The 22032-nt window shown below is 72.9% G+C and carries 18 protein-coding genes; 8 read left to right on the top strand and 10 right to left on the bottom strand.

Annotation, left to right across the window (positions count from 1 at the left end):
* Positions 1–491: 491 nt before the first annotated feature.
* The gene (locus tag ACWCXC_RS18990; RefSeq protein ID WP_450889978.1) at positions 492–1121 is read right to left on the bottom strand and encodes a class I SAM-dependent methyltransferase; all 630 of its coding nucleotides are present in this window, start codon (positions 1119–1121) and stop codon (positions 492–494) included.
* 74 nt (positions 1122–1195) lie between these two features.
* Entirely contained in the window at positions 1196–1648 is a 453-nt protein-coding gene (locus ACWCXC_RS18985) for a glycine-rich domain-containing protein (protein ID WP_450889976.1), read from the bottom strand.
* A 320-nt stretch (positions 1649–1968) separates the two neighbouring features.
* Here ACWCXC_RS18985 and ACWCXC_RS18980 point away from each other — a divergent pair, with 320 nt between their 5' ends.
* Complete coding sequence (locus tag ACWCXC_RS18980; protein ID WP_450889974.1) at positions 1969–2742, top strand: helix-turn-helix domain-containing protein; 774 nt, start codon at positions 1969–1971, stop codon at positions 2740–2742.
* 246 nt (positions 2743–2988) lie between these two features.
* On the opposite strand, the gene ACWCXC_RS18975 is transcribed toward ACWCXC_RS18980, so the two are convergent.
* From ACWCXC_RS18975 to ACWCXC_RS18955, 5 genes are all read right to left on the bottom strand, one after another.
* On the bottom strand, positions 2989–3483 hold the full coding sequence (locus ACWCXC_RS18975) for a hypothetical protein (protein WP_450684245.1): 495 nt from the start codon (positions 3481–3483) through the stop codon (positions 2989–2991).
* A gap of 219 nt (positions 3484–3702) precedes the next feature.
* Positions 3703–4326, bottom strand: coding sequence for a class F sortase (locus tag ACWCXC_RS18970; protein ID WP_450889972.1), 624 nt, complete (start codon positions 4324–4326; stop codon positions 3703–3705).
* Positions 4327–4411: 85 nt separating this feature from the next.
* On the bottom strand, positions 4412–4783 hold the full coding sequence (locus tag ACWCXC_RS18965; protein ID WP_450684243.1) for a sortase-dependent protein: 372 nt from the start codon (positions 4781–4783) through the stop codon (positions 4412–4414).
* A 149-nt stretch (positions 4784–4932) separates the two neighbouring features.
* On the bottom strand, positions 4933–7077 hold the full coding sequence (locus ACWCXC_RS18960; protein WP_450889970.1) for a sensor histidine kinase: 2145 nt from the start codon (positions 7075–7077) through the stop codon (positions 4933–4935).
* A complete protein-coding gene (locus ACWCXC_RS18955; protein ID WP_450684241.1) occupies positions 7064–7798 on the bottom strand; it encodes a response regulator transcription factor in 735 nt (244 codons plus the stop codon). Before ACWCXC_RS18955 ends, ACWCXC_RS18960 begins: the two co-directional genes overlap by 14 nt.
* A gap of 111 nt (positions 7799–7909) precedes the next feature.
* Between ACWCXC_RS18955 and ACWCXC_RS18950 the strand changes: the two genes are divergently transcribed.
* Together ACWCXC_RS18950 and ACWCXC_RS18945 are read left to right on the top strand one after the other, a co-directional pair.
* Positions 7910–8734, top strand: coding sequence for a maleylpyruvate isomerase family mycothiol-dependent enzyme (locus ACWCXC_RS18950; protein ID WP_450889968.1), 825 nt, complete (start codon positions 7910–7912; stop codon positions 8732–8734).
* A gap of 259 nt (positions 8735–8993) precedes the next feature.
* On the top strand, positions 8994–11150 hold the full coding sequence (locus ACWCXC_RS18945; protein WP_450889966.1) for a tetratricopeptide repeat protein: 2157 nt from the start codon (positions 8994–8996) through the stop codon (positions 11148–11150).
* Positions 11151–11240: 90 nt separating this feature from the next.
* Here the strand turns inward: ACWCXC_RS18945 and ACWCXC_RS18940 are convergent, their stop codons facing one another.
* Complete coding sequence (locus tag ACWCXC_RS18940) at positions 11241–12614, bottom strand: hypothetical protein (protein WP_450889964.1); 1374 nt, start codon at positions 12612–12614, stop codon at positions 11241–11243.
* Between the two features lie 565 nt (positions 12615–13179).
* Positions 13180–13674, bottom strand: a complete 495-nt coding sequence (locus ACWCXC_RS18935; RefSeq protein ID WP_450684237.1) for a hypothetical protein — start codon at positions 13672–13674, stop codon at positions 13180–13182.
* A gap of 448 nt (positions 13675–14122) precedes the next feature.
* On the opposite strand from ACWCXC_RS18935, the gene ACWCXC_RS18930 reads away from it, so the two are divergent.
* Positions 14123–14605, top strand: coding sequence for an RICIN domain-containing protein (locus tag ACWCXC_RS18930; RefSeq protein WP_450684236.1), 483 nt, complete (start codon positions 14123–14125; stop codon positions 14603–14605).
* A gap of 15 nt (positions 14606–14620) precedes the next feature.
* On the opposite strand, the gene ACWCXC_RS18925 is transcribed toward ACWCXC_RS18930, so the two are convergent.
* On the bottom strand, positions 14621–15898 hold the full coding sequence (locus ACWCXC_RS18925) for a hypothetical protein (protein WP_450889961.1): 1278 nt from the start codon (positions 15896–15898) through the stop codon (positions 14621–14623).
* Between the two features lie 288 nt (positions 15899–16186).
* Here ACWCXC_RS18925 and ACWCXC_RS18920 point away from each other — a divergent pair, with 288 nt between their 5' ends.
* The 4 genes from ACWCXC_RS18920 to ACWCXC_RS18905 all read left to right on the top strand — a co-directional run bounded on the left by ACWCXC_RS18920 (position 16187) and on the right by ACWCXC_RS18905 (position 22009).
* Positions 16187–18289, top strand: a complete 2103-nt coding sequence (locus ACWCXC_RS18920; RefSeq protein ID WP_450889959.1) for a phosphocholine-specific phospholipase C — start codon at positions 16187–16189, stop codon at positions 18287–18289.
* Between the two features lie 249 nt (positions 18290–18538).
* Positions 18539–19825, top strand: a complete 1287-nt coding sequence (locus tag ACWCXC_RS18915) for a cytochrome P450 (RefSeq protein ID WP_450889957.1) — start codon at positions 18539–18541, stop codon at positions 19823–19825.
* Positions 19822–21075, top strand: coding sequence for a cytochrome P450 family protein (locus tag ACWCXC_RS18910; protein WP_450684232.1), 1254 nt, complete (start codon positions 19822–19824; stop codon positions 21073–21075). Before ACWCXC_RS18915 ends, ACWCXC_RS18910 begins: the two co-directional genes overlap by 4 nt.
* Before the next feature lie 52 nt (positions 21076–21127).
* The gene (locus tag ACWCXC_RS18905; protein WP_450889955.1) at positions 21128–22009 is read left to right on the top strand and encodes a TIGR03854 family LLM class F420-dependent oxidoreductase; all 882 of its coding nucleotides are present in this window, start codon (positions 21128–21130) and stop codon (positions 22007–22009) included.
* Positions 22010–22032 lie beyond the last annotated feature (23 nt).

The raw sequence follows: 22032 nt of genomic DNA, 5'->3' as shown, positions 1-22032 counted from the left end.
CGGCGCCACCAGGCAACAGCCCGGCACAGCCACTACCGACGACGAGCCGCCGACGAACCCGCTGGATAGATCACGAAACCGCACTGGAGTACTAGCTCGGTAGGGCGCTGCCGCGCCCCCAGAGATGGAAGCCACAGGAGTAAGGCGCTAGCTTCCTTGGACCGCTATGCGGCCACCTCGTGCAGCCTCTCGACATAGGGCGAAAGGCTGCACTCTTGGCACTGTTCCGCCGCTGCCTGCAAGGCTGGTGCAACCCTGTGACCTGGCACTATTCCGCAGCCGGCCGGGGGTGCCGGGTCAGCCTGGAAGGCCTTGAAACCGTGGCAGGATTTGAGCAGCCAAGACACGGCGGTCGGTCGGACATGCTCAGGGGGTCATACCCCACCCCAGGCGCTACTCAGATGGCGGCTCGGTCACCTGCGTGCGCCGCAGTTGCCGCAGCAGCGATTCGCAGATCCATCGGAGGCATCGTCATGCCCGAGCAGGCAGGGTCAGAGAGCTACCGCACGCACGAGCATCGTGCCTACGGTCCCGCCTTCCGGCGGGTCGATGACGGATGCGGAAACATCTGTGAATCCGTGGACGGTGAGGAGGCGCATCCATTCGCTTGGGCTGTAGTCGTATCGCAGACCCGCCCTGCCCGGTCGCGGACTCTGACTTCCGGCAGGGAGGTGCGAGAATGCCAGAATGCCATCCGCTGCCATGCGCGCCCGAATCAGGGGGAGCAGAGTCTCCGGATCCACGAACCAGACGGCACCGAAGATCGAGAGCACAACATCGAACGTTTGGTCCGTCCCGCTCAGGAACGCCGTCGCTTCCGCTGTGCGGAACTCAAGACCGCGCAAATCGCTCCAACGTTCCCGTGCCACAACCTCCCGAGCGGGGGCGATGTCCACCCCGAGACCGGACGCGCCGAGGGTCACCAGGTGTGCCAAGTTGCTTCCGGTTCCCGAGCCGAGTTCCAACACTCGGCGTCCGGCGACAGCACCTAGAAGACCCTCGTCCGGCCCGTGATCGGCATACTGAGTCCAGTTCAGCCAGGTCGTGTCTCCGTTGGCGTTCCTGTCCCTACGGGGCGTACTCCCAACTGCGTACCTGTCCCAGGACTTAGCCAATGACATGCAGTGTTCCTCTCCGGGAGCGGGGCTCGCCCCCAACGTACGGGGGTGAGCCCCAACTCATGCGCTGTTCGGCTTTACTTGGGCGAGTCGTGGCATCCGGCGTGGCACTGGTTGCAGTCGGCCGCGCTGTCCATACCCCACAGATCGGGGTCGATCTCGAACCCGGCCGCCTTGATGGCGTTGATCGTCCGCTCCAGAACCAGCGGACCGCCGTCCTGCGAGTCGCGCCCGTCGCCCAGCTCGGGAACGTGGTGGATGTACCGGCCGAAGTGCCGGCCCGTGAAGTGGTGGTACGGGATCGAATCCAGCATGAACGAGTGCCACGCCTCGTCCACCTGCTTCGACGGACCCATGAGCAGGTCCGGGTTCTCACCGCACGTGACCAGGTAGGCGACGACCTGCCCGAACTTGGCCTCCGCCAGTTCCCGGGTGTTGTCCGGGTTCCGGAGAAGGAGCGTCACCTCCCGCTCCCAAACGTCCGGCGTGACGTACGCCTTCGGGTCGCGGATCACTACTGCCGTACTCATGCTGGCTGGCCTCCATGTAATCGGGGGTCGGATGTACTCCGGTTCTGTCGTCCGCCTCGGCACTGGGGGCATGAGCACGGGGCATTAAGCCAGTAGCGAGGGGCTCCCCGCCCTCTCCCTCGTAGAGGGTCTGGGGCTCTGTCTGCGTACCGTCTGCTCTCACCTTGTAGGTGCTGATGCGGATGGACATGACGACCATGTTCCGGATCGGCCGTAACCATCGCGGCGACGTTCCCGGCGTCCCTCGGGCGTCATCTCGGTGTCGAGCCGAAGGCGTCAAACCGGTGTCATTGGAAGCGCGTCGTGGCTAGCCTCAGATCATGACGACCACGGCCGAGCGTGAGCGAATCCCTAACGACGTGCTGACCTCAGTACGCAAGTCGATGAACCTCAGCCAGGACGAATTTGCCCAGGGGCTACGCAAAGCGGGTGAGGAGCTGGGCGAACCCAACGACGCCTCCAAGCGACTCGTGCAACGCTGGGAGTCCGGAGAGACCAAGACATGCCGTCCGCTGTACGCGCGGGCGCTGAAACGGTTCACGGGCCGCGCCCCCGAGTCGCTGGGCTTTGCCATCCCCATGACCCGCGTCCACTCAGACGGCGCAGGAGGCCACGACATGGAAGCAGGAGAACTCGGTACCGCCGGTGCCGTCGCAAGCCCGGAGACGGAAGCTCAGGGTGAGTACGCGGGTATCTGGCTGTCGCGGTATGAGTTCTACTCGTCCAGCCGTGACGAGACGTTCGACTGTAAGCACTACGTCGTGATCGTCCAGCACGGCAACCGGCTGACGGCGCAGAGCTTGCCCGGAGCCTCGACCAACCCGGACAGCCCCCTGTCTCTGGATCTCACCGTGGACCGAAACGTCATCACGGGCACCTGGACCGAACAGACTGCGGCCGATGGCTACTACCAGGGAGCCCGCTATCACGGGGCCATTCAGATGCTGATCGAGCCCACCGGCCGCCGCATGGCGGGCAAGTGGGTGGGGTTCGGCAAGGATTTCGACGTGAACACCGGACCGTGGGAGCTGCGCCTACTCGACCGGTCCACGGGCCGAGCGAGCATTGAGCGGTACTCGACTCTTCCATCATGAGCGGCATGGTTGGTCATGTGACCAACGGATGACCAACAGCGCCCGGAAGCCGCAGGAAACAGCAGGAAAGGACCGGAGAAGCGCCCACCTAGATACCGCCGTTCATCGGGTATTTGTGCATGTCAGTGTATGTAAAGGCTGGTGCCCGAGTGGAGAGTTCAAGTCCCCCCTCGGACACCACCGGAGAAGCCGGAGTATTCACTGAATACTCCGGCTTCTTCGTTGTATCCCCGCGCCGTTCGGTCGTCAGTGGAAGCCGAGGGAGGCCGAGCCGGCCTCGGCGGAGATGGATCCCGGGCAGAGGAAGCTGCCGGAGCTCTTGGCCGCTGTGAACGGCTGGTTGGCGTAGGTGCGGGTGGATCCGTCGCGGGTCCAGCCGACGTTCGTGGCCCGGTAGGAGCAGGAGATGATGCTCTGCTTCACGGTGATGTCGATGAGGTCGGAGGTCGCGGTGCCCGCGGCGTCGTCGAAGGTGACCGAGGGATCGTTGTTGAGGGTGGCGCTCGCGCCTCCGGTGCAGCTGACCCCGCTGTTCACGGTGGAGCGGTCGATCGTCAGGGCGTCGGGCGGATTCGCGGTGGCGGTGGCGCCGGACCAGGTGCAGGTGCTGCCGGCGGCCGAGATGACGCCGTCGACCTGCTGCGACGCCGCCACCTCCGACGCTCCGGCGGCGGCGGACGTGCCGGCGAGGGCGGCGGCCGCCAGGGCGGCGACGAGCGAGAGTCTCGGGGTGAGCTTCATGGCACTCCTCCATGCCGCGTCCGGTGGGGGGATGAACGGCGCCCCGCCCGCGTACGCGGCGAGGGCGCGGGCGGGGGTGTTACGGACGGACGGTCCCACGGGCACCATGAAATGTCATGCACGTGTCACGCATTGGCCGAATGGCGCCCCTGTGCCCGCCCTCCGAGCCCCCGCCCGCCGCGCCCTCGCTCCCGCGGTGCTCGCGGTCCGCGCGGGCGGTCAGGTGCGCTTCGCGTACACGATCAGGTTGTCCACCGGGTGTCCCTGGGCATCGAAGGTTCCGTCGCAGGTGATCAGCCGCAGTACCCGGTCCTCGGTGGGGCCGTAGACGCGGGCGGTCGGGAAGGCGGACTTCTTGACCGTCTCGCGGCCGGTGACGGTGAAGTGGGTGGTGGTGCCGCTCTCGTCGCGGACGGTGATGTCGGCGCCCTGGGCGATCTTCTTGAGGTCGTGGAAGACGGCGGGTCCGAAGCGGGTGTCGTTGTGGCCGATGAGGACGGCCGGTCCGGGGGCCCCCGGGACGGGGCCGCCGGTGTACCAGCCGACCGTCATGCCCTTCTCGGCGGGCGGGACTTCCACGGTGCCGTCCCGGTTGAGGCCCAGGCGCATGACGGCGCTGTCCACACCGAGGGAGGGGATGGCGACCTGGACGGGCGGCCGGGCGGACGTCTTGGCGCGCGGCGGTGCGGAGGGGGCCGCGTCGGTGGCGGCGGACGGGTGGGCGGAGGCGGACGGAGGCGCGGACGAGGTGTCCGAGCAGGCGGTCAGGGCGGTGAGCGGGGCGGCCAGCAGCAGCGCGTACGCGGCCAGGAGGGTGCGGCGGCGCGGGGCGGGACGGGACATGGGGTGGGCTCCAGAAGGGGTGCGGAATGCGGCAGTGGCGCCGCCCGGTCGCGGACGGCGCCACTGCGCGGCGGTTCGGGTGCGATCAGCCGTCGCGGCGGGCGGCGCGGCGGCGGAGGACCACCGTGCCGGCACCCGCGACCAGCAGCGCGGCCACACCCGCACCCGTCAGGGTGGCGGTGGACAGCGCACCGTCGGAGGAACCGGACGGCTCCTCACCCGCCGCGACCCCGCCCCGGGGCACGACCGTCGGGGTGGCGTCCGACGGCGTGGACGGGACGGCGGTCGGCTCCTCACCGGGGACGCTCACGGACGGGCTGGGCTCGGCGGGCGCCGCCGAAGGGGTCGCCACCGGCTTGGGCGAGGAGTCGGCGACGGCCGCGGTGGCCGGGACGCAGACCGCGCCGAGCGCGACGGCGGTCAGAAGGGCGGTACGCAGGGACGTACGCAGGGGCATGGACAAGGCTCCGTTCCGGTTCGGCCTCGACGGCGCCGCGGTGCACGGGCGCATCGCGGCGCGAGGCGTGCCGCCAGGCTCGCGCGAACTTATGAAGAAGCTGTCAGGACGCTGTGGTCATCGGATCAGGGCCGGCCGGGGCCGGGCGCTCACCGCGGCGTCGCGGTGTCGCGGCCGGCCTTGGGGCCGCCGTCGTCCGGGCCGGCCTCGGGGGGAGGCGTACCCGGTTCGCCCCCGCCCGCCGTCGGCAGCCGCAGCGTGAACACCGAGCCCTCGCCCGGGACGCTCACGGCCGTCGCCGTGCCGCCGTGGGCCTCCGTCAGTTTCCGTACGATCGCCAGTCCCAGCCCGCTGCCGCCGGTGCGCCGGCTGCGGGACTTCTCGCCCCGCCAGAAGCGGTCGAAGACGTGCGGGAGGTCGGCGGGCGGGATGCCGGAGCCGGTGTCCTCGACGTCCACGACCACCGCGTCCCCGTGCTCCGTCCCGTGGACGCGGACGGTGATCCGGCCGCCGGACGGGGTGTGGCGGACCGCGTTGGACACCAGATTGCCGATGGCCTGGCGCAGCCGGACCGGGTCGGCGGTCAGCCCGGGGAGCGGACGGCCCGGCGGTACGGGGGCCACGGTCAGAGCCACCCCCGCGGTCTCCGCGCGGGCCTGGTGGGCGGCCGCGACCTGCGCGGCCAGCTCCTCCAGCCGTACCGGTTCGGGATGCAGCCGCAGGGCCCCCGCGTCCGCCTGGGCGAGGTCCTGGAGGTCGTCGATGATGTGCTGGAGCTGGACGGCCTCCTCGTGCAGGGAGGAGATGAACGCCGGGTCCGGATCGGCCACGCCGTCCTGGGCCGCCTCCAGCCAGCCGCGGATGTTGCTGAGCGGGGTGCGCAGTTCATGCGCGACATCGCTCACCATCGCCTTGCGCTGGGCCTCCAGCCGGGACCGGTGCGCGGACATCTCGTTGAACGCGGCGGTGAGCCGGCCGATCTCGTCGTCCGAGGTGACGTGGACCGGAGCGGTGTCCTCGCCGTCCCGCATCCGCTGCGCGGCCCCGGTCAGGGCGCGCAGCGGCCGGACGAGCCGGGCGCCCACCAGGACCGAGACGCCCACGGTGAGCGCGAGGACGAGCGCGGCGGTGCCCGCGATCCGCGCGGTGTTCGCGGGGGAGAGGTCGAAGCCGGGCACGGTGGTGCGGCCGGTGTCGGCGATGAACAGCAGGGCGGGCGAGGCGACGTAGGAGGCGAGCTGCTCGCGGCGGGCGGTGCCCACGCACGAGGCGATGGCCCGGTCGTTCTCGCTGGTGGAGGCGACGGGCGCGGGCGCCTCGCGGGGCACTTCGCTGGGCGTGGCCGCAGGGACGTCCGGCGACGAGGGAGTGGGCCCGGCCAGGGCCGGCGCGGGGGTGGCCGGCGCCCCGTCGTCCTCCGGGAGACTCGGCACCGGGCTCGGGGCGACGGTGGGCACCTCCGCCGTGGGCACGGGCTGGGCGCTCCGCCCCCACGACAGATCGAGCCGCAGCCGGACGCCGTCCCGGCCCTGGCGCTTCAGACAGGCGTCGGCCAGTTGGTTGAGCGCCTTGAGGGCCTTGCGCTCGGTCGCGGTCGGGGTGTCGAGCGCGTCCGTGGCGCAGCCGGTGCCTCGGAGCCGGTCGGGGTCGTTGCCCACCACCTGGATCACCGGCCGCCCGCTGGCCGTCGCCACCACGTCCGAGGCGATCCCGGAATCCGCGAGACAGGCCACGCCCCGCTCCGCGACCGTCCGTAGCGCCGCTCGCTCGCTCGCCGGCAGGGTGAAGGGGCCGACCGCGCGCGGATCCACCTGGTCCGCCGGGGTTCCCGAAGGCCCGGCGTTCGCGGCGGCCAGCGCGGTGTCCACGGAGAGCGGGTCCACGACGGCGGAGGCCTGCTCGGGCAGCGCCGGGGCGCCGTCCGGCGCGGCCGAGTCCGCGAGCGGCACCCGCTGCTGGGTCGTCAGCGCGATCCGCCGGCCGGAGCCCTCGGCCAGCTCGCGCACGGTCTCCTCGACGCCGTCCCAGGTCGGATGCGCCGCCGCGTACCCCAGCAGGCTGTGGTAGATCCGGGCGTCGGCGGTGAGGTTCTGGCCCTGTTCCTGGAGGATGGCGCCGGAGGTCGTCTGGACGGCGAGCCAGGCCGTGGCCGCCACCGAACAGGCCGCCACCAGCGCGGAGACGGCCAGCAGCCGCACCGGCAGACTCCTGCGCCACGGCAGCCGCGCCCGCCCCGCCCCATCACCCCGGCCGCGCCCGGGGACTCGGCCCGGCCCCGGGCTACGACGACGCACGGGCCGCGGCCTTCGCGGGATCGGTCAGCTTGTAGCCGACACCGAACACGGTGAGCAGCCGCACCGGCCGGCGCGGCGCCGGCTCGATCTTCTTGCGCAGGTTCATCACGTGCACATCGACCGTGCGGTCGCTGATGTACCGGTCGAATCCGTGGAGTTCGGCGAGGAGCTGCTGACGCGAGAAGACCCGGTCCGGTTCGGCGGCGAGCGCGGCCAGGATCCGGAACTCGCCCGGTGTGCACTCCACCTCGACGCCGTCCACCGTCACCACATGCCTCGGCGGATCGACCCGCAGCGTCCCCACGGCCAGCACCCCGGGGTCCGGTTCGGCCGCCCCCGGGCCGCCGCCCGCGCGCCGGCTGCGGCGCAGCAGCGTACGCACCCGGGCCATCAGCTCGCGCGGGCTGTACGGCTTGGTCACGTAGTCGTCGGCGCCCAGATCGAGACCGAGCAGCAGATCGTCCTCGGTGGAACGGGCCGTGAGCATCAGCACCGGCAGCTCCCGCTGCTCGGCGCGCAGCACCCGGACCACGTCCAGTCCGTCGGCCCGGGGCATCATCACATCGAGGACCAGCAGATCCGGCTCGCGCTGACGGACCGCGTCGAGCGCCGCGAGACCGTCACCGGCCACGGTGACGGCGTGCCCCTCCCGTTCGAGATAGCGGCGGAGCAGCTCGGCCTGTTTCTCGTCGTCCTCGGCGATGACCACATGTGCGCACACATGAGCGATCGTAGAGGGGTACGGAACCGGCTCCCGCCCGCCCCTTGCCCGGAGCAGTCTCCGCCTGCTCTTGTGTACCCGCAGGTAACGGCGGACGAGGACGGTGGCGGCATGGAGCCGACGGGCGACCACGGCGTACGGGGCGTGGTGCTGCCCGAGGGCCTGGCCGACGCGGTGCGGGGCACGGCCTCGGACATCGCCGCACTGCTGCGCACCGCCCCCGACCCGCGGGCCCCCGTCCCGGGACTGGAGTGGACGGTGGGCGAGCTGGCCGCCCACCTGGCGCAGGCCAACGCGCTGATGGCCGACGTGGCGGCGGGCCGCGCCCGACCGTACGGCGACGGCACCCCGCGGGGCATCGCGGCCGCCAACGCACAGGCCCTCGCGGCCTTCGGCGAACGCGCGGCGGAGCCCCTGGCCGCGATGATCGTGGAGCAGGCCGACGCCTGCCTCGCCGCGGTCCAGGCGGGCGACGCGGACGAGACCCTGACGACCCCGATGGGCCCCATGAACCGCGCCGTCCTTGCCGCGTACCTCCTGACGCACCTGCTGGGCCACGGCTACGACCTGGCCCGCGCCCGCCGCCGCCCGCACATGGTGGACCGGACCCGGGCCGCGCTGACCCTGCCCTTCATGATCGAGGCGATGCCCCGCGTGACGGACCCGGCGGCCGTAGGCGGGCTCGACGCCCGTTACGCCGTACGCCTCTGGGGCGGCGGACAGTTCGGCGTCACGTTCACCGACGGCACGGTCACCGTCTCCCCGGCCCTCCCGGACCGCCCCGACTGCACCCTGTCCGTCGAACCGGTCACGTTCCTCCTCATGGCCCTCGGCCGCCGCTCCCCGGTGGGCGCGATGGCACGCGGCCGTGTCGTCGCCCGGGGCCGCAGGCCCTGGCTGGGGCCGAGATTCCCGGGATACTTCACGGCCCCGTGACCGGGCGGGCCCCGGCCGTCGCGTCGAGCGCCGGGGGCCGCCCCGGCCGCCGCGCTCCCACCGAACGCCGGCCGGCGAGCCCAACCCCGCCGGTCCGCACCGCTGTTCGGATCCGGCCAACGACGCCGTGCGGCCGATCCCACCTGCCCGGACACGAACCGGGGGCCACGGATTCTCGATAGATTTGCCCCGCACGGTGGCAGCGGCGGTGCCGGGGAGGACGCATCGCGCGGAGCGCCGGGAACGGGGAGTGCACGGCATGCTGGATCCCATTTCGCTGTCGGCCGTCACGGCGGTGCTCGGCGCGGTCGGCTCGGGAATGGCGAACGAGGCCGGGAAATGGGCCTGGGAGTCGACGGGCGGATTCGTCCGCCGGGTCACCGGACGCGAGGTGGCCGCCCCCACCACCGCGGGCGAACTCGACGACGTGGCCCGGATGATGGCGGAAGGACTGCGGAACAACCCCGCGCTGGCCGCCGCCTGGACCACCTTCGCCGCCCGCATCGGCGGCACGCTCCCCGGCGCGGTGCCCCCCGCCCACGGAAGGCCCGTACTCCCCCTGTCGACACGGTTCTTCACCGACCGCAAGGACGCGCTCAAGGCCCTCGACCGCGAGGCCACCCGCCGTCCGGACGGCACCCCGCGAGTGGCCCTCGTCCACGGCCCCGACGGCATGGGCACCAGCACGCTCGCCGTGCACTGGGGAGCACGCGAGGCCGCCCGCTACCCGGACGGCCAGCTCTACGCCGACCTGCGGGCGGGCGCCGGCCGGGACGCGGCACGCGACCCCGACGCGGTCCTGCGCGACCTGCTGCGCCAAGTCGGTCTGCCCGACGCGGAGATTCCTCCCTCGGCCGAACGGCTCCGCGACTGCTTCCGGCGGAGCACGGCCGGCCGGAAGCTGCTCATCGTCCTGGACCACGCCCAGACCGCCGCACAGGTCAGGCCCCTGCTCACCGCGTCACCCGCCGTCTTCACCATCGTCGTGGCCCGACGCCCCTTCCCGGGGCTGGACGCCGTACGCGTTCCGGTCGGGCCGCTGACCGACAAGGACGCCGTCCGGCTGCTCACCCGGCTCACCGACAAGTCGGCCGTCGCCGCCGCCCGCGCCACCCTGCCCGGCGTCCTCGCCCGCTGCGGCGGATCACCGTACGCCCTGCGCGCAGCCGCCTCCCGCCTCACCGAGCCCGCACCGGACGCACCCGTCGACCCGGACCCGGTCCGGGCGGCGGCCGAGGAGACCTACCGGCTGCTGGAACCCGCGACGGCCCGGCTCTACCGGCTGATGGCCGTCCGCGCCTGGCCGGCCTTCGACGCGGCGACCGCCGCCCGGGTCACCGGCACCGCCCCCGGGGACGCGGCCCGGCGCCTGGAGGAGCTGGCGGACGCCCTGCTCATCGAGCCCACCGCCGCACCCGCCGGCCCCGCACCCCGCTACCACTACCGCCCGGCGGTCCGCGCCCACGCCGAGGCCGCCGCCGTACGCGAGGACGGCATCGCCGGCTGCTCGGCCGCGATGGCCCGCGCCCTGCGGCACTATGTCGATGTGTCGACCCGCGCCGCCCACGAGGCGCTGCCCGAGAGCTGGCGCGTCCCCGCCCCCGCAGGCCCGGACCCCGGATCCGCGTACGGCGGCCGGGGCGAGGCGTTGGAGGCGTTGATCGCGGAGTGCGCCAACCTGGTCGAGGCGGTCCACTGCGCCGAGGAGTCCGGCGACCCGGACGCCGCCGTCCGCATCTGCCGCTCCCTGTGGCCCCTGCAACTGAAGGCCGGCCGCCACGAGACCCTGCTCCCCGCCCTGCGCGCCGGCGCCCGCCTGGCCGACACCCCCGGCCGCGACCCCCGCGACGCCGGCGCCCTGCACGCCCAGCTCGCCCACTCCCTCACCGAACTGGTCCTCTGGGACGAGGCGGAGACCGAGGCCCTCGCGGCGAGCCGGGCCGAGGAAGCCGCCGGCCACCGGCGGGGCCGGGCCTCCGCCGTGGAGTTCCTCGGCCTGCTCCGCCTCCGTCAGTGGCGGTACGAGGAGGCCCACGCCTGCTTCGACGAAGCGGGCACAGTGCTGGACGGCCTGGGGCCGGACGACCAGGGAACGGCCGACGTCCCGCGCGCCCGAGCCCTCCTGGAGCGCCACCGCGGCCGGGCCCTGCGCGGACTCGGGCGGTTCGACACGTCCCGTGAACGGCTGGGGGCGGCCCTGGACTTCTTCCGCGCCCACGGCGACACGTACAACACGGCGCGCGCCCTCACCGACCTCGCCGAGACCTGGCTCGACGCCTCCGAGCCGGCCCGCGCCCGCCCCCTGATCGACCAGGCCCTGACCGTCCTCGACGGACAGAGCGCCGAGTACCACGTGGCCTATCTGCGCGGCATGCGGGAACGCTGCGCCGACGCCGAGCGCGACGCGAACAGCTGACGTATTGACATACAGCCTTCCGGGTCGCGTGCTCGGCAGGTCCGCAGGCGGGTGCCCGCCGGGAGGTCCGGTCGGGCGTCTCTCAGGCGCTCAAGTGGCCGGTGTCCGCTCCACTCGGACACGCACGGGCGCGCCGCCGCCGGACCGCACGGTGAAGCCGGCCTCAAGGACCCGCTCCCGCCCGCCCGGGCCGTCCGCGTCACCCAGCAGTGCGTGCAGCGCCGAGGCGAACACGGCCGGGTCGGGCCCGGTGTACGGTTCCGGGGCCTCGGCCACCAGGCGGAGCAGGGCGCCGTCGCGGAGACGGACGACGCAGGCGTCGGGGCCGACGACGAAGGCGGCCAGGGCGCAGCCCGGACAGCGGCGCAGGGCCTCGGCCGTCCAGACGGGCGGGGAGCCGAACCTCGGGTCGTCGGGCGGTCCGTCGCGCAGGACGACGTCCGCGACCCGGAGCCGGTCCACGTCACGGGTGTCCTCGTGCACGGCGAGATGCGCCTCCTCGGGCCCGTCCGGCTCCGGCGAGGGCGCGGGGGCCGCCCAGCGGGTGACGGACACCTCGCCGGGGCCCTCGACCCGGGTCAGTACGTGCAGCGGCGCGGTGACGGTGACCTCCGCGAGCGGCGGAGTCTCCAGGGGCTTCAGGGAGGCGGGCGTATCCGGTTCCGGCTCGCCCAGCATCGCGTAGAACAGCGCGCGCAGCCGGGCGGCCGACTCGCCGGGGACGGAGGAGGTGAAGGCCGCAGGACCGGGCAGCGGGCGGTGGCCGTCCACGAGCGCGTCCAGTTGAGGGCGCAGCGGCGCGTCGGGGACGACGCGGGGCGCCTCGCGCAGGAAGTCGGAGATCGGGGCGCCGGGGTCCAGGGCGTGCAGAGGGGCGGCGGCCAGCAGCACGGGCCGGCCGAGCGCCGCCGCGTAGTACGTCACCGAACCGTGGTCGCCGATGACGGCGTCGGCCGCGAGCAGCGCCTGCCGCCAGCCCGCCAGCGGATCGACCAGGACCAGACCGGCCCGGCTCGCCCGGTCGAGCCAGGCGCGGATCTGGCCGGGACCGTGGCCGTGCCAGATGTTGGGGTGGAGGACGGCGGCGAACCTGTAGGCGTCCACCGGGAACTCCTGGGCGAGGCGGGGCAGCAGGCAGGACAGCACATCGGCCTCGCCCCCGCTCCCGCCCTCGTGCCATGACCCGTCGCCGAACAGCGACTCGGGGTTCCAGGTGGAGCTGACGACGATCAGCCGCTGGTCCGGCCGGACCCCGAGCGCCCGGCGGAAGCGGTCCCGGTACGGCCGGGCGGCGAGCATCCGGTCGTAGCAGGGATCACCCGCGAGGACGGCGGCCGGGGCGGCCTCGGGGCACGCGGCGCGCAGCCGGTCGATCTGCTCGGGATGGGACAGGACCAGGGCGTCGGCGAGGGGGACGCCGTCGTCGGCCAGCACCCACTCCGGAGCGGTCCCGAAAACGGGCACGGGCTCCGGCCCTGGCCCCGATCCGGTGTCCGGTGTCCGGTGTCCGGTGTCCGGTGTCCGGTGTCGCTAGCCTTTTAGTGTATCCAACACCGTGCGAGAGGACGGCCAGCCTCCCTCGGAACGCGTCGAGTTGGCCGCCGAAGCTCGCGGACACCGCCAGGTCCACGGGTGTGACCACGGCCTGGTCCCACGGCAGGACGGGCAGTCCCGTCCGGGCGAGGAGTTCGGCGGTGCCGCCGGCGAAGGCCGAGGACCCCGGGCAGGTGAGCAGGAGCTGGATCCGCAGGTCGTCGTCGAAGAGCGGCAGGACGTCCAGGAGCCGGGTGGCGGCGGTGACGTTGTGCACCACGAGGAGGACCCGGCGGCACGCCCCGCGTGTGGCCCACCGCTCCGCGTCGTCCCCGACGGGGACCCGTACCCATCCGGTCCGCCCCTGTGGCACCCGTGCTCCCGCCTCGACTCCGATTCCGGGCCGTGCTGCTGCCCGGCCGACCCGTCACGATATCCAACACGGGACGCGGCCCGGTGACATCCGGTACGCGTGACGCGGCCCGGTGACCTCCGGTCAGGCGGCCATCGCCACGGCCGCCTTGCCGAGCGGGGCCGGACGGGCGCCGGCCCCGTCGCGGGCGCCGCTCCGGTCGCGGAAGACCACGATGCGCAGGAGCGCGAAGCGGCCGACGCCCGCGAGGGCCGAGGCCGACAGATAGACGGTCTGCTGGAGCAGGGCGGAGGGCTCGGGCCGCAGGGCGTACAGGCAGAGCAGGGCCCCGGTGGTGAAGGCGTAGCTCACGGCGACGGTCAGCCCGGACTGGAGGTGGATGCCCCAGCCCCGGCGGGCGCTGCGGAACGAGACCCTGCTGTGCAGCTCCGTCGCGATCACCGTGGACACGACCGTCACCAGGGCGTTGGCCACCGCCAGCGGAATCGTCCCCTGGAGCAGGACGAGGACCCCGCTGGAGGCGACGCCGACCCCGCCCCCGCAGATCACGAAGCGCACGAAGGCCGTCAGCGCGGGGTGGAGCGTGCGCGTCGGCCGGGGGGTGGGGACGGCGGTCACGGGGTGCCTCCGGGGGCGGTGGGGAGCGGAAGGGGAGCGGAAGGTGGGAGCGGTACGTCGACCGCACTCCAGAACCTACGGACCCGGCGCCCCTCGGACGATCGGGTTTCTCCCCGAGCTTCGTGGGGGGTTTCCCTCAGGGAACCCCGACGTCCCGCCGTCCCAAGGATGACCCGGCGACCATGCGGGACGGTTAACCCGGCCCGGGAACAGTCCGGTTGCCCTTGAAGGGCGGTCGACCAGCGGCGGGGGCGGGGGCGTCCGGGCGTGCGGACACCGTCCCGTGGCCGAGCACACGGACCGCGCGTCCCGGGACGGTGCCGGAGGGACGTCCCCGGGACGCTCCACGGGCCGAACACCCCTTCCCACCGGCCTACGTTGGCGTTCACGAAGCGACGCCTCGCCGTAAGGGCCGATGTGTCGTCCCGACCCAGGAAAGGTTCCTCCCGTGACGAGGTCTCTCACCCGCATCGCCGCCACCTCCGCCGGACTCCTCCTCGCCGCCGTCTCGTCGTTCCTCACCGCGCCGCCCGCTGCCGCCCTCGTCAGCGGCGCGCAGCACAGTGTCGCCACGGGCAAGTGCCTGGGCATCTACGGGAACGTCGTGGACGACGGCCAGCAGGCCATCATCTGGGACTGCAACGGGAACAACGACCAGCGCTGGGAGTTCACCGGCGAGGGCAACGGCTTCTACCAGCTCAAGAACGCCAACGGGAAGTGCCTCGCCGTCTGGGCTCAGGACAACTCCGTGATCCAGTGGAACTGCAACCACCATGCGGACCAGCAGTGGTACATCGACTCCAGCGCCGGCACGGCCCAGCTCCGCAACGGTGCCGCGTACGACAAGTGCGTCACCATCTCGGGCACCGGCAACGCCTCCCGGGCCTACCTGGCCACCTGCAACATGCAGACCAACCAGCGCTGGTACTGATCCCCGGCCCGCACGCTACGGTCCGGGGACCGCGCTCCCCGGGACGTCCTCGTCCGGCCCGGGGAGCGGGAGCGGGTCCACCGGGAGCGGGACGCCGGCGGTGACCTCCTCCAGCACCCGGTAGTACTCCGCCTCGCGCGACTCGAAGTCCACCCGGACGGCCAGTTCGTCCCGAGCGCCGTCCGGGCCGCGCAGCAGATCGACGGAGGCCTGGCCGAACCCGCGGCCCACGGGGGCCTGTTCCGCCTCGTCCAGCAGGACGCGCAGTTCGGCCATGGCCTCGCGGATCCGCCGGCGCTGCTCGGGGCCTGCCAACAGCAGGGTCCGGTGACCGGCCGCTTCGGAGGTCTCGCCGAGCAGGGCCTCCAGGCGGGTGGCCAGGGCTTTCGCGCTCCGCGCGGCCTCCTGGGCGCCCGGCCCGGCGTTCACCAGCACGTGCAGCGCGAGGACCAGGGCCGTGGTGTGCGGGGTGGGGCGGTCCGGGGCGATGCGCACCAGCACGTCTCCACTCGCTTCCTCGGCCGTGCGGCGCGCTGCGGCCAGGGCGCGTTCGGCCGTCCGGCGCCCGACACCGGGCACCCGCCCGAGCATCCACACCCCGCCCTCCAGGACGTCCCGCACGGTGCGGATGCCCGCCCGCTCCCACGCGGCCGTGGAGAACCGGTCCGCGTGGTCGTCGCGCAGCCGGGCGACGGGCATCCGTTCCAGTTCCTCGCCCAGCCGCATCCGGTGCAGGCGGGCCCATGCCTCGCGTACGGCCGTGACGGCCCGTGTGTGGTCCTCGGCCAGCGCGTCGGCGGCGCGGCTCAGGCGCCATCCGCGCCGGACGAGATCCGGGTCGACGCCGCGCAGCCGGGGCAGGGCGCGGAGATTTCCGCCGACGAGACCGACGGACGCCAGCAGCAGCCCGACCGTCACGAGGATGTCGGAGAGACCGAGACGGGCGTCTGCGGTCTCGTCGTCCTGGCCCAGGACGTACAGCTCACCCCTGGAGTCGCCTTCGGCGACCACGAATCCGGAGTCCCAGCCGCGGTCCGACCCCTCCTCGTAGTTCGGCGCCTTCAGCATCGGGTCGCGGTCGGCGTCGCACCGGTAGCGCCCCTCGCGCGCGGTGTGGTCGAAGGGGTCCTTCCAGCTGACCCGGCAGGCGCCGTCCGGGGACTCCTCGAGCACGGTCAGATCGATCTGGCGCAGCTCCGGCATGCCCGGGGCGGCCATGTACAGGACGGCGGAGCACGCGATCAGCAGCACGCCGGCGGTCAGTACCCAACGGAAGACGGGAATGTGTCCCACTCGGGGCCCTCGCGTTCTGTGCGTGGTGAAGGGTGCCCCCGCAGCGTGCGGCCCGGGGAGCCGCACCGGCAACTCCCGGTGTCGGCAAGGACGGGGTCGCGGAACTTCCTGGTTCCGGCAACGGTCCCGGTTCCGGCGGTACGCGCAGGTGGCGGCGGGTCCCGACGCCGAGTGTTCGGCCGGGCGTCACTGGGTGCACACCCCACGGGCCTTCCGTACGACCGGTGGGTCCTGGAACACTCCACTCGCTCCCACCCCCACGTCCCCCCACTGCGTAAGGCTTCCGCCATGGCAGAGATCAACCGTCGCCGTCTCCTGCAACTCGCCGGGGGAGCGGCCGCGTTCGCCTCCCTGTCCTCCAGCATCGCCCGCGCCGCCTCCCTTCCCGCGCGCGGCAGCACGGGCACGCTCCAGGACGTCGAGCACATCGTCGTCCTGATGCAGGAGAACCGTTCCTTCGACCATTACTTCGGGACGCTGAGAGGGGTGAGGGGCTTCGGCGACCCGCGCCCCGTCACTCTGCCCTCCGGCAAGCCCGTCTGGCACCAGAAGGATCTGCTCGGCAAGGAGGTGCTGCCCTTCCGGCCGCCCGCCGACGAGCTGGGCATGCGGTTCCTCCGGGACCTGAACCACGACTGGGCCGGCGGCCACCGGGCGTTCAACAAGGGCGCGTACGACCAGTGGGTGCCCGCGAAGACGGCGACGACGATGGCCCATCTCACCCGTGAGGACATCCCGTTCCACTACGCGCTGGCCGACGCCTTCACCGTCTGCGACGCGTACCACTGCTCGTTCATCGGCTCGACCGACCCGAACCGCTACTACCTGTGGAGCGGCTGCACCGGCAACGACGGCACCGGCGGCGGGCCGGTCCTCGGCAACGACGAGACGGGATACGGCTGGACCACCTATCCCGAGCGGCTGGAGAAGGCCGGGGTGTCGTGGAAGGTCTACCAGGACATCGGTGACGGGCTCGACGCGGACGGCTCCTGGGGCTGGATCGGGGACGCCTACCGGGGGACGTACGGCGACAACTCCCTGCTGTACTTCGACGCGTACCGCGAGGCGGCGCCCGGCGATCCGCTGTACGACAAGGCGCGCACGGGGACCGACATCGCCCGCGGCGGCGCGCTCCTGGACGACCTCAGGGCGGACGTCCGCGGCGGAACGCTGCCCCAGGTGTCCTGGATCGTCGCCCCGGAGGCGTACGGCGAACACCCCAACTGGCCCGCAAACTACGGCGCCTGGTACATCGCGCAGGTGCTGGACGCGCTCACTGCCGACCCCGAGGTGTGGGGGAGGACCGCGCTGTTCGTCACCTATGACGAGAACGACGGCTTCTTCGACCACGTGGTGCCGCCGTTCGTGCCCTCGGGGCCCGCGCAGGGGCTGTCCACCGTGGACACCACCGCGGACTACTTCCCCGGAGACCTGCGGTACGCCGCCGGTCCCTACGGGCTCGGCCAGCGCGTGCCGATGCTCGTCCTCTCCCCCTGGAGCACCGGGGGGTACGCGTGCTCGGAGGTGTTCGACCACACCTCGGTCATCCGGTTCATGGAGCGGCGCTTCGGAGTGCGCGAGCCGAACATCTCGCCGTGGCGGCGGGCCGTGTGCGGCGATCTCACCTCGGCCTTCGACTTCCGCCGCCGGGACGCCTCGGCCCTACGGCTGCCGTCGACCGAGGCGTACCGGCCGCCGGACCGCGACCGGCATCCGGACTACGTGCCCGCGCCGCCGGCCACCGGGAGAGTGCCGGGGCAGGAGAAGGGGACCCGCCCCGTCCGGCCGCTGCCCTACGCGCCGTTCGTCGACGGGTCCGCCGATCCGGCGACCGGGAGGTACCGCCTCGTCCTCGGCGGCGGCCCCGACGCCGGGGCGCACTTCCTGGTGACCTCGGCCAACCGGACCGACGGCCCGTGGACCTACACGACGGCGGCCGGCACCTCCCTCGCGGACCGGTGGAACACCCTGTACTCCGGTGGCGTGACCGATCTGACCGTGCACGGACCGCAGGGGTTCCTTCGTGCCTTCCGGGCGGCCGGCCGGGCGGCGGGGCCGGAGGTCACCGCCCGGCACAACGCCTCCACCGGCGGGCTCGACCTGGTCCTCTCCAACGGCGGGACGGCGACCGTGCGGCTCACCCTGCGGCACGCGGCCGCGTACAGGGGAGGGACGCGGACCATCGCCGTGCGCCCCGGCGCCACCGTCAAGCACTCCCTGGATCTGCGGGGGAGCGGAAGCTGGTACGACGTCACGGTCGTCGCCGACACCGATGCCGTCTTCCTGCGGCGCCTCGCCGGTCATGTGGAGACCGGCAGGGCCGGCGTCAGCGACCCGGGCCTGATCACCGAGGCCCGTCAAGAGGCCCTGAGCGGTGCGGAGTCGGAGTGAGCGACGCTCGGTGACCGGGGGTGGCGGTGTGCGGCGCGCGTCCGCCCCCCGAGGGGTGAGGCGTACCGACGGGGCGTCAAATGATCGCTATTGAAGCCAAGTTGCCTCGATGTAGCGCCGATGCATTCCGCCCAAGGAAGGAAAATGATCGGAGTTGATAGCTCCGACGTCACACAAAATCCTTATAGTGAACGTGCGTTGAGCGCATGATCTTGACGCGTGCAGCCGTCGCCTCAGGAGTCAGGACCCATGTCGCGCCCTTCTTCCGCCGAGTCCGCGCCGGTCTCCCCTCCTCCCGGCTGCCCGGCGCACGCCGGTGCCGTACCGCTGTCGGGGCCCGGGTTCCTGACGGAGCCGCAGACCGTGTACCGGGCCATGCGCCGGGAGCACGGGCCGGTCGTGCCGGTGGAGCTGCCGGGCGGGTTTCCGGCGTGGCTGGTCATCGGGTACCGGGAGCTCCACCACGTCACGAGCGACGGGGAGCTGTTCCCCCGGGACGTGGGCCTGTGGAACCAGTGGCCGCACATCCCCGAGGACTGGCCGCTGCTGCCGATGGTGGGCCGGCCCATGCCGTCGATCTACTTCAGCGCGGGCGAGGAGCACCGCCGGCACGTCCGCATGGTCGGGCCCGCGCTGGAGGCTGCCGACCCGTTCGAGATCCGCAGCCACTGCGAGCAGCTCGCCGACCGGCTCGTCGACGCCGTGTGCAGCCGGGGCACGGCCGACCTCGTCGCGGACTTCTGCGAACCGCTGCCCGTGCTCGTCCTCGCCCGGCTGGTCGGCTTCCCGGACGACGAGGGGGCGGACATCGCCCAGGTCCTCAAGGACCTCGCCGACGGCGGGCCCCAGGCGCAGAGCGCGCACATGCGGTTCGGGGAGCACATGGCCCGGCTGGTCGCCACCAAGCGGGCCGTGCCCGGGGACGACGTGACCTCGCGGATGCTCGCGTTCCCGGAGGTGTTCACGGACGAGGAGTACATGCTCGACCTGATGGCCATCACGGCCGCCGGGCACCTCACCACCGCCGACTGGATCAGCAACTCGGTCCGGCTGATGCTCACCGAGGACGAGTTCGCCGACTCCATGGCCCGCGGCCGGCGCAGCATCGGCGAAGCCATGAACGAGGTGCTGTGGGAGGACACCCCCACCCAGATCCTCGCCGGCCGCTGGGCCTCCCGCGACACCCAGCTCGGCGGACAGCGGATCAAGGCCGGGGACATGCTGCTCCTCGGGCTCGGCGCCGCCAACACCGATCCGCTGATCCGGCAGGGCCTCTCCGCGGGCTCCTCCGCGCAGGGCGGCAACGGCGCCCATCTGGCCTTCAGCCACGGCGAGTACCGGTGCCCGTTCCCCGCCCAGGAGATCGCCGAGATCATCGCGCGGACCGGCATCGAGGTGCTGCTCGACCGGCTGCCCGACCTCGCGCTCGACGTCCCCGTCGAGGAACTCGTCCGCCGGCCCTCCGCCTTTCTCCGCGGCACGACCTCGCTCCCCGTCCGGTTCACCCCCGTTCGTACGACAGGAGACCTCCCGTGAACTGCCCCCACGCCGCCCAGGCCGCGGCCCAGCGCAGCGCGACCGTCGTCATCGACCCGATGGTCCAGGACCTGGACGGTGAGACGGCGCGGCTGCGGGAGTCCGGACGACTGGCCCCGATCGAACTGCTCGGCGTACCGGCCTGGGCGCTCACCCGGCACGCGGACGCCCGGCAGCTCCTGGTCGACCCCCGGCTGGTCAAGGACATCAACGCCTGGAACCTGTGGCAGAGCGGCGAGGTGACACGTGACTGGCCGCTCATCGGGATGATCGACGCCGGGCGCTCCATGTTCACGGTCGACGGCGCCGAGCACCGCCGGCTGCGGACCAAGACCTCCCAGGCGCTCACGCCCCGCCGGCTGGAGGCGATCCGGCCCGACATCGAGAAGTTCACCGGGGAGCTGCTCGACGCCCTGGAGGAGGGCGGCCGGGACGGGGCCGTCGTCGACCTCAAGTCCGTGTTCGCCCAGCCGCTGCCCATGCGCGTCGTCGGCATGCTGATGGGCGTCGACCCCGCCGAGAACGCCATGCTGACCCGTCAGTACAAGGCGTTCTTCTCCATGCTCACCCCGCAGGAGGAGCGCCTCGCCCTCCTCGCCGACCTGGACGTCTTCTACGCCGGTCTCGTACGCGAGAAGACCGCGCACCCCACCGACGACCTGACCTCCGCGCTGATCCTCGCGGACGAGGGCGGCGAACCGCTCACCGAGGAAGAGGTCATCGGCAACCTCAAGGCCATGGTCGCCGCCGGGCACGAGACCACGATCGGGCTCATCCTCAACGCCGTGCGCGCGCTGCTCTCCCACCCCGGCCAGTTGCGCATGGTCCTCGACGGGGAGGTCTCCTGGGAGACGGTCATCGAGGAGACCCTGCGCTGGGACACCCCGACCACCCACCTGCTCATGCGGTTCGCCACCGAGGACATCCAGGTCGGCGACGCCACCATCGCCAAGGGCGAGGGCGTGGTCATCTCCTACCGGGTCATCGGCCGCGACCCCGAGCAGCACGGCCCCGACGCCGAGGAGTTCGACATCACCCGGGCCACCCCCATCCGGCACATGACGTTCGGCCACGGACCGCACATCTGCCCCGGCGCCGCGCTCTCCCGCGTCGAGGCCGGCATCGCCCTGCCGGCCCTCTTCGCCCGCTTCCCCCGGCTGCGCCTCGCCATCGCGGACGACGAACTGCGCAAGCTCCCCGTGATGACGCAGAACGACATGGAGTCCTTCCCCGTCCTGCTCGGCAACTGACGGAGAACGGGGGAGATCCAGCAGCATCCGGCGTGGTCGAAGGGGCGTTCCGGTGAAGATCCGTTTCGGAGTGGGGCTCGGTGACGGAACGCCCCTGTCGGAGTTCGGCCGGATCGTGGACCGCCTCGAAAGCGGCGGCGTCGACTCGCTCTGGCTCTCCGAACAGATCAGCTCCGACGCCGTCGACCCGTTCGTCGGCATGGCGTACGCCCTGTCCCGGACCCGGCGGCTGAAGGTGGGGACCTCGGTCGCGGTGCTGCCCGGCCGGCACCCCGTCCTGGTCGCCAAGCAACTGGCCTCGCTGGCCGCCCTCGCGCCCCGGCGGGCCCTGCCGGTCTTCGGACTGCGGCCCGCGCGGCCGGGGGAGCGCGAGCTGTTCCCCGCGCCCGAGGGGCGGCGCGGGGAGCTGTTCGACGAGTCGATGGCGCTGCTGCGGGCCGCCCTCGACGGCGGCGGTGCCCCGTTCACGGGGGAGCTGCTGAGCGTCGCCTCGCCCCGCGTCGGGCCCGTGCCCGCCCGCATCCCGGACCTCTGGCTCGGCGGCAGCGCCCCGGCCGGGCTGCGCCGGGTCGGGCGGTACGGGGACGGCTGGCTCGGCTCCTTCCTGACCCCTGCGGCGGCCGGGCGCGCCGTCGAGACGATCCGGGCCGCGGCGGCCGAGGCCGGGCGGGCGATCGACGAGGACCACTACGGGATCAGCCTGGTCGTCGCCGAGGACGGCGTCCCGGACGCGCTCGGCGCGGCCCTGCGCCGGGGCGCGCCCGGGGCCGACCCGCGGGAGCTGGTCGCCACCGACTGGCCCCGGCTGCACCGGCTGATCGACGCCCATCTCGCTGCCGGCATCAGCAAGTTCGTGATCCACCACGCCGGGACCGGGCCGCTGGACGCTTTCCTCGACCGCTTCGAGAGGGAACTGCCGCCCCGGCAGAACTGACCTCGGCCGCCCAGCAGAACCGA

This window comes from Streptomyces sp. NPDC001515 (assembly GCF_053597115.1).
The sequence above is the reverse complement of the archived record's forward strand: the minus strand, read 5'-3'. Positions and strand labels throughout refer to the sequence as shown.

What these genes read in the sequence shown, in the direction of transcription:
- ACWCXC_RS18920 (WP_450889959.1), top strand. Translation starts at nt 16,187, where the DNA reads ATGGCAGAGATCAACCGTCGCCGTCTCCTGCAACTCGCCGGGGGAGCG.
- ACWCXC_RS18950 (WP_450889968.1), top strand. Translation starts at nt 7,910, where the DNA reads ATGGAGCCGACGGGCGACCACGGCGTACGGGGCGTGGTGCTGCCCGAG.
- ACWCXC_RS18990 (WP_450889978.1), bottom strand. Translation starts at nt 1,121, where the DNA reads ATGTCATTGGCTAAGTCCTGGGACAGGTACGCAGTTGGGAGTACGCCC.
- ACWCXC_RS18985 (WP_450889976.1), bottom strand. Translation starts at nt 1,648, where the DNA reads ATGAGTACGGCAGTAGTGATCCGCGACCCGAAGGCGTACGTCACGCCG.
- ACWCXC_RS18915 (WP_450889957.1), top strand. Translation starts at nt 18,539, where the DNA reads ATGTCGCGCCCTTCTTCCGCCGAGTCCGCGCCGGTCTCCCCTCCTCCC.
- ACWCXC_RS18945 (WP_450889966.1), top strand. Translation starts at nt 8,994, where the DNA reads ATGCTGGATCCCATTTCGCTGTCGGCCGTCACGGCGGTGCTCGGCGCG.
- ACWCXC_RS18965 (WP_450684243.1), bottom strand. Translation starts at nt 4,783, where the DNA reads ATGCCCCTGCGTACGTCCCTGCGTACCGCCCTTCTGACCGCCGTCGCG.
- ACWCXC_RS18980 (WP_450889974.1), top strand. Translation starts at nt 1,969, where the DNA reads ATGACGACCACGGCCGAGCGTGAGCGAATCCCTAACGACGTGCTGACC.
- ACWCXC_RS18970 (WP_450889972.1), bottom strand. Translation starts at nt 4,326, where the DNA reads ATGTCCCGTCCCGCCCCGCGCCGCCGCACCCTCCTGGCCGCGTACGCG.
- ACWCXC_RS18975 (WP_450684245.1), bottom strand. Translation starts at nt 3,483, where the DNA reads ATGAAGCTCACCCCGAGACTCTCGCTCGTCGCCGCCCTGGCGGCCGCC.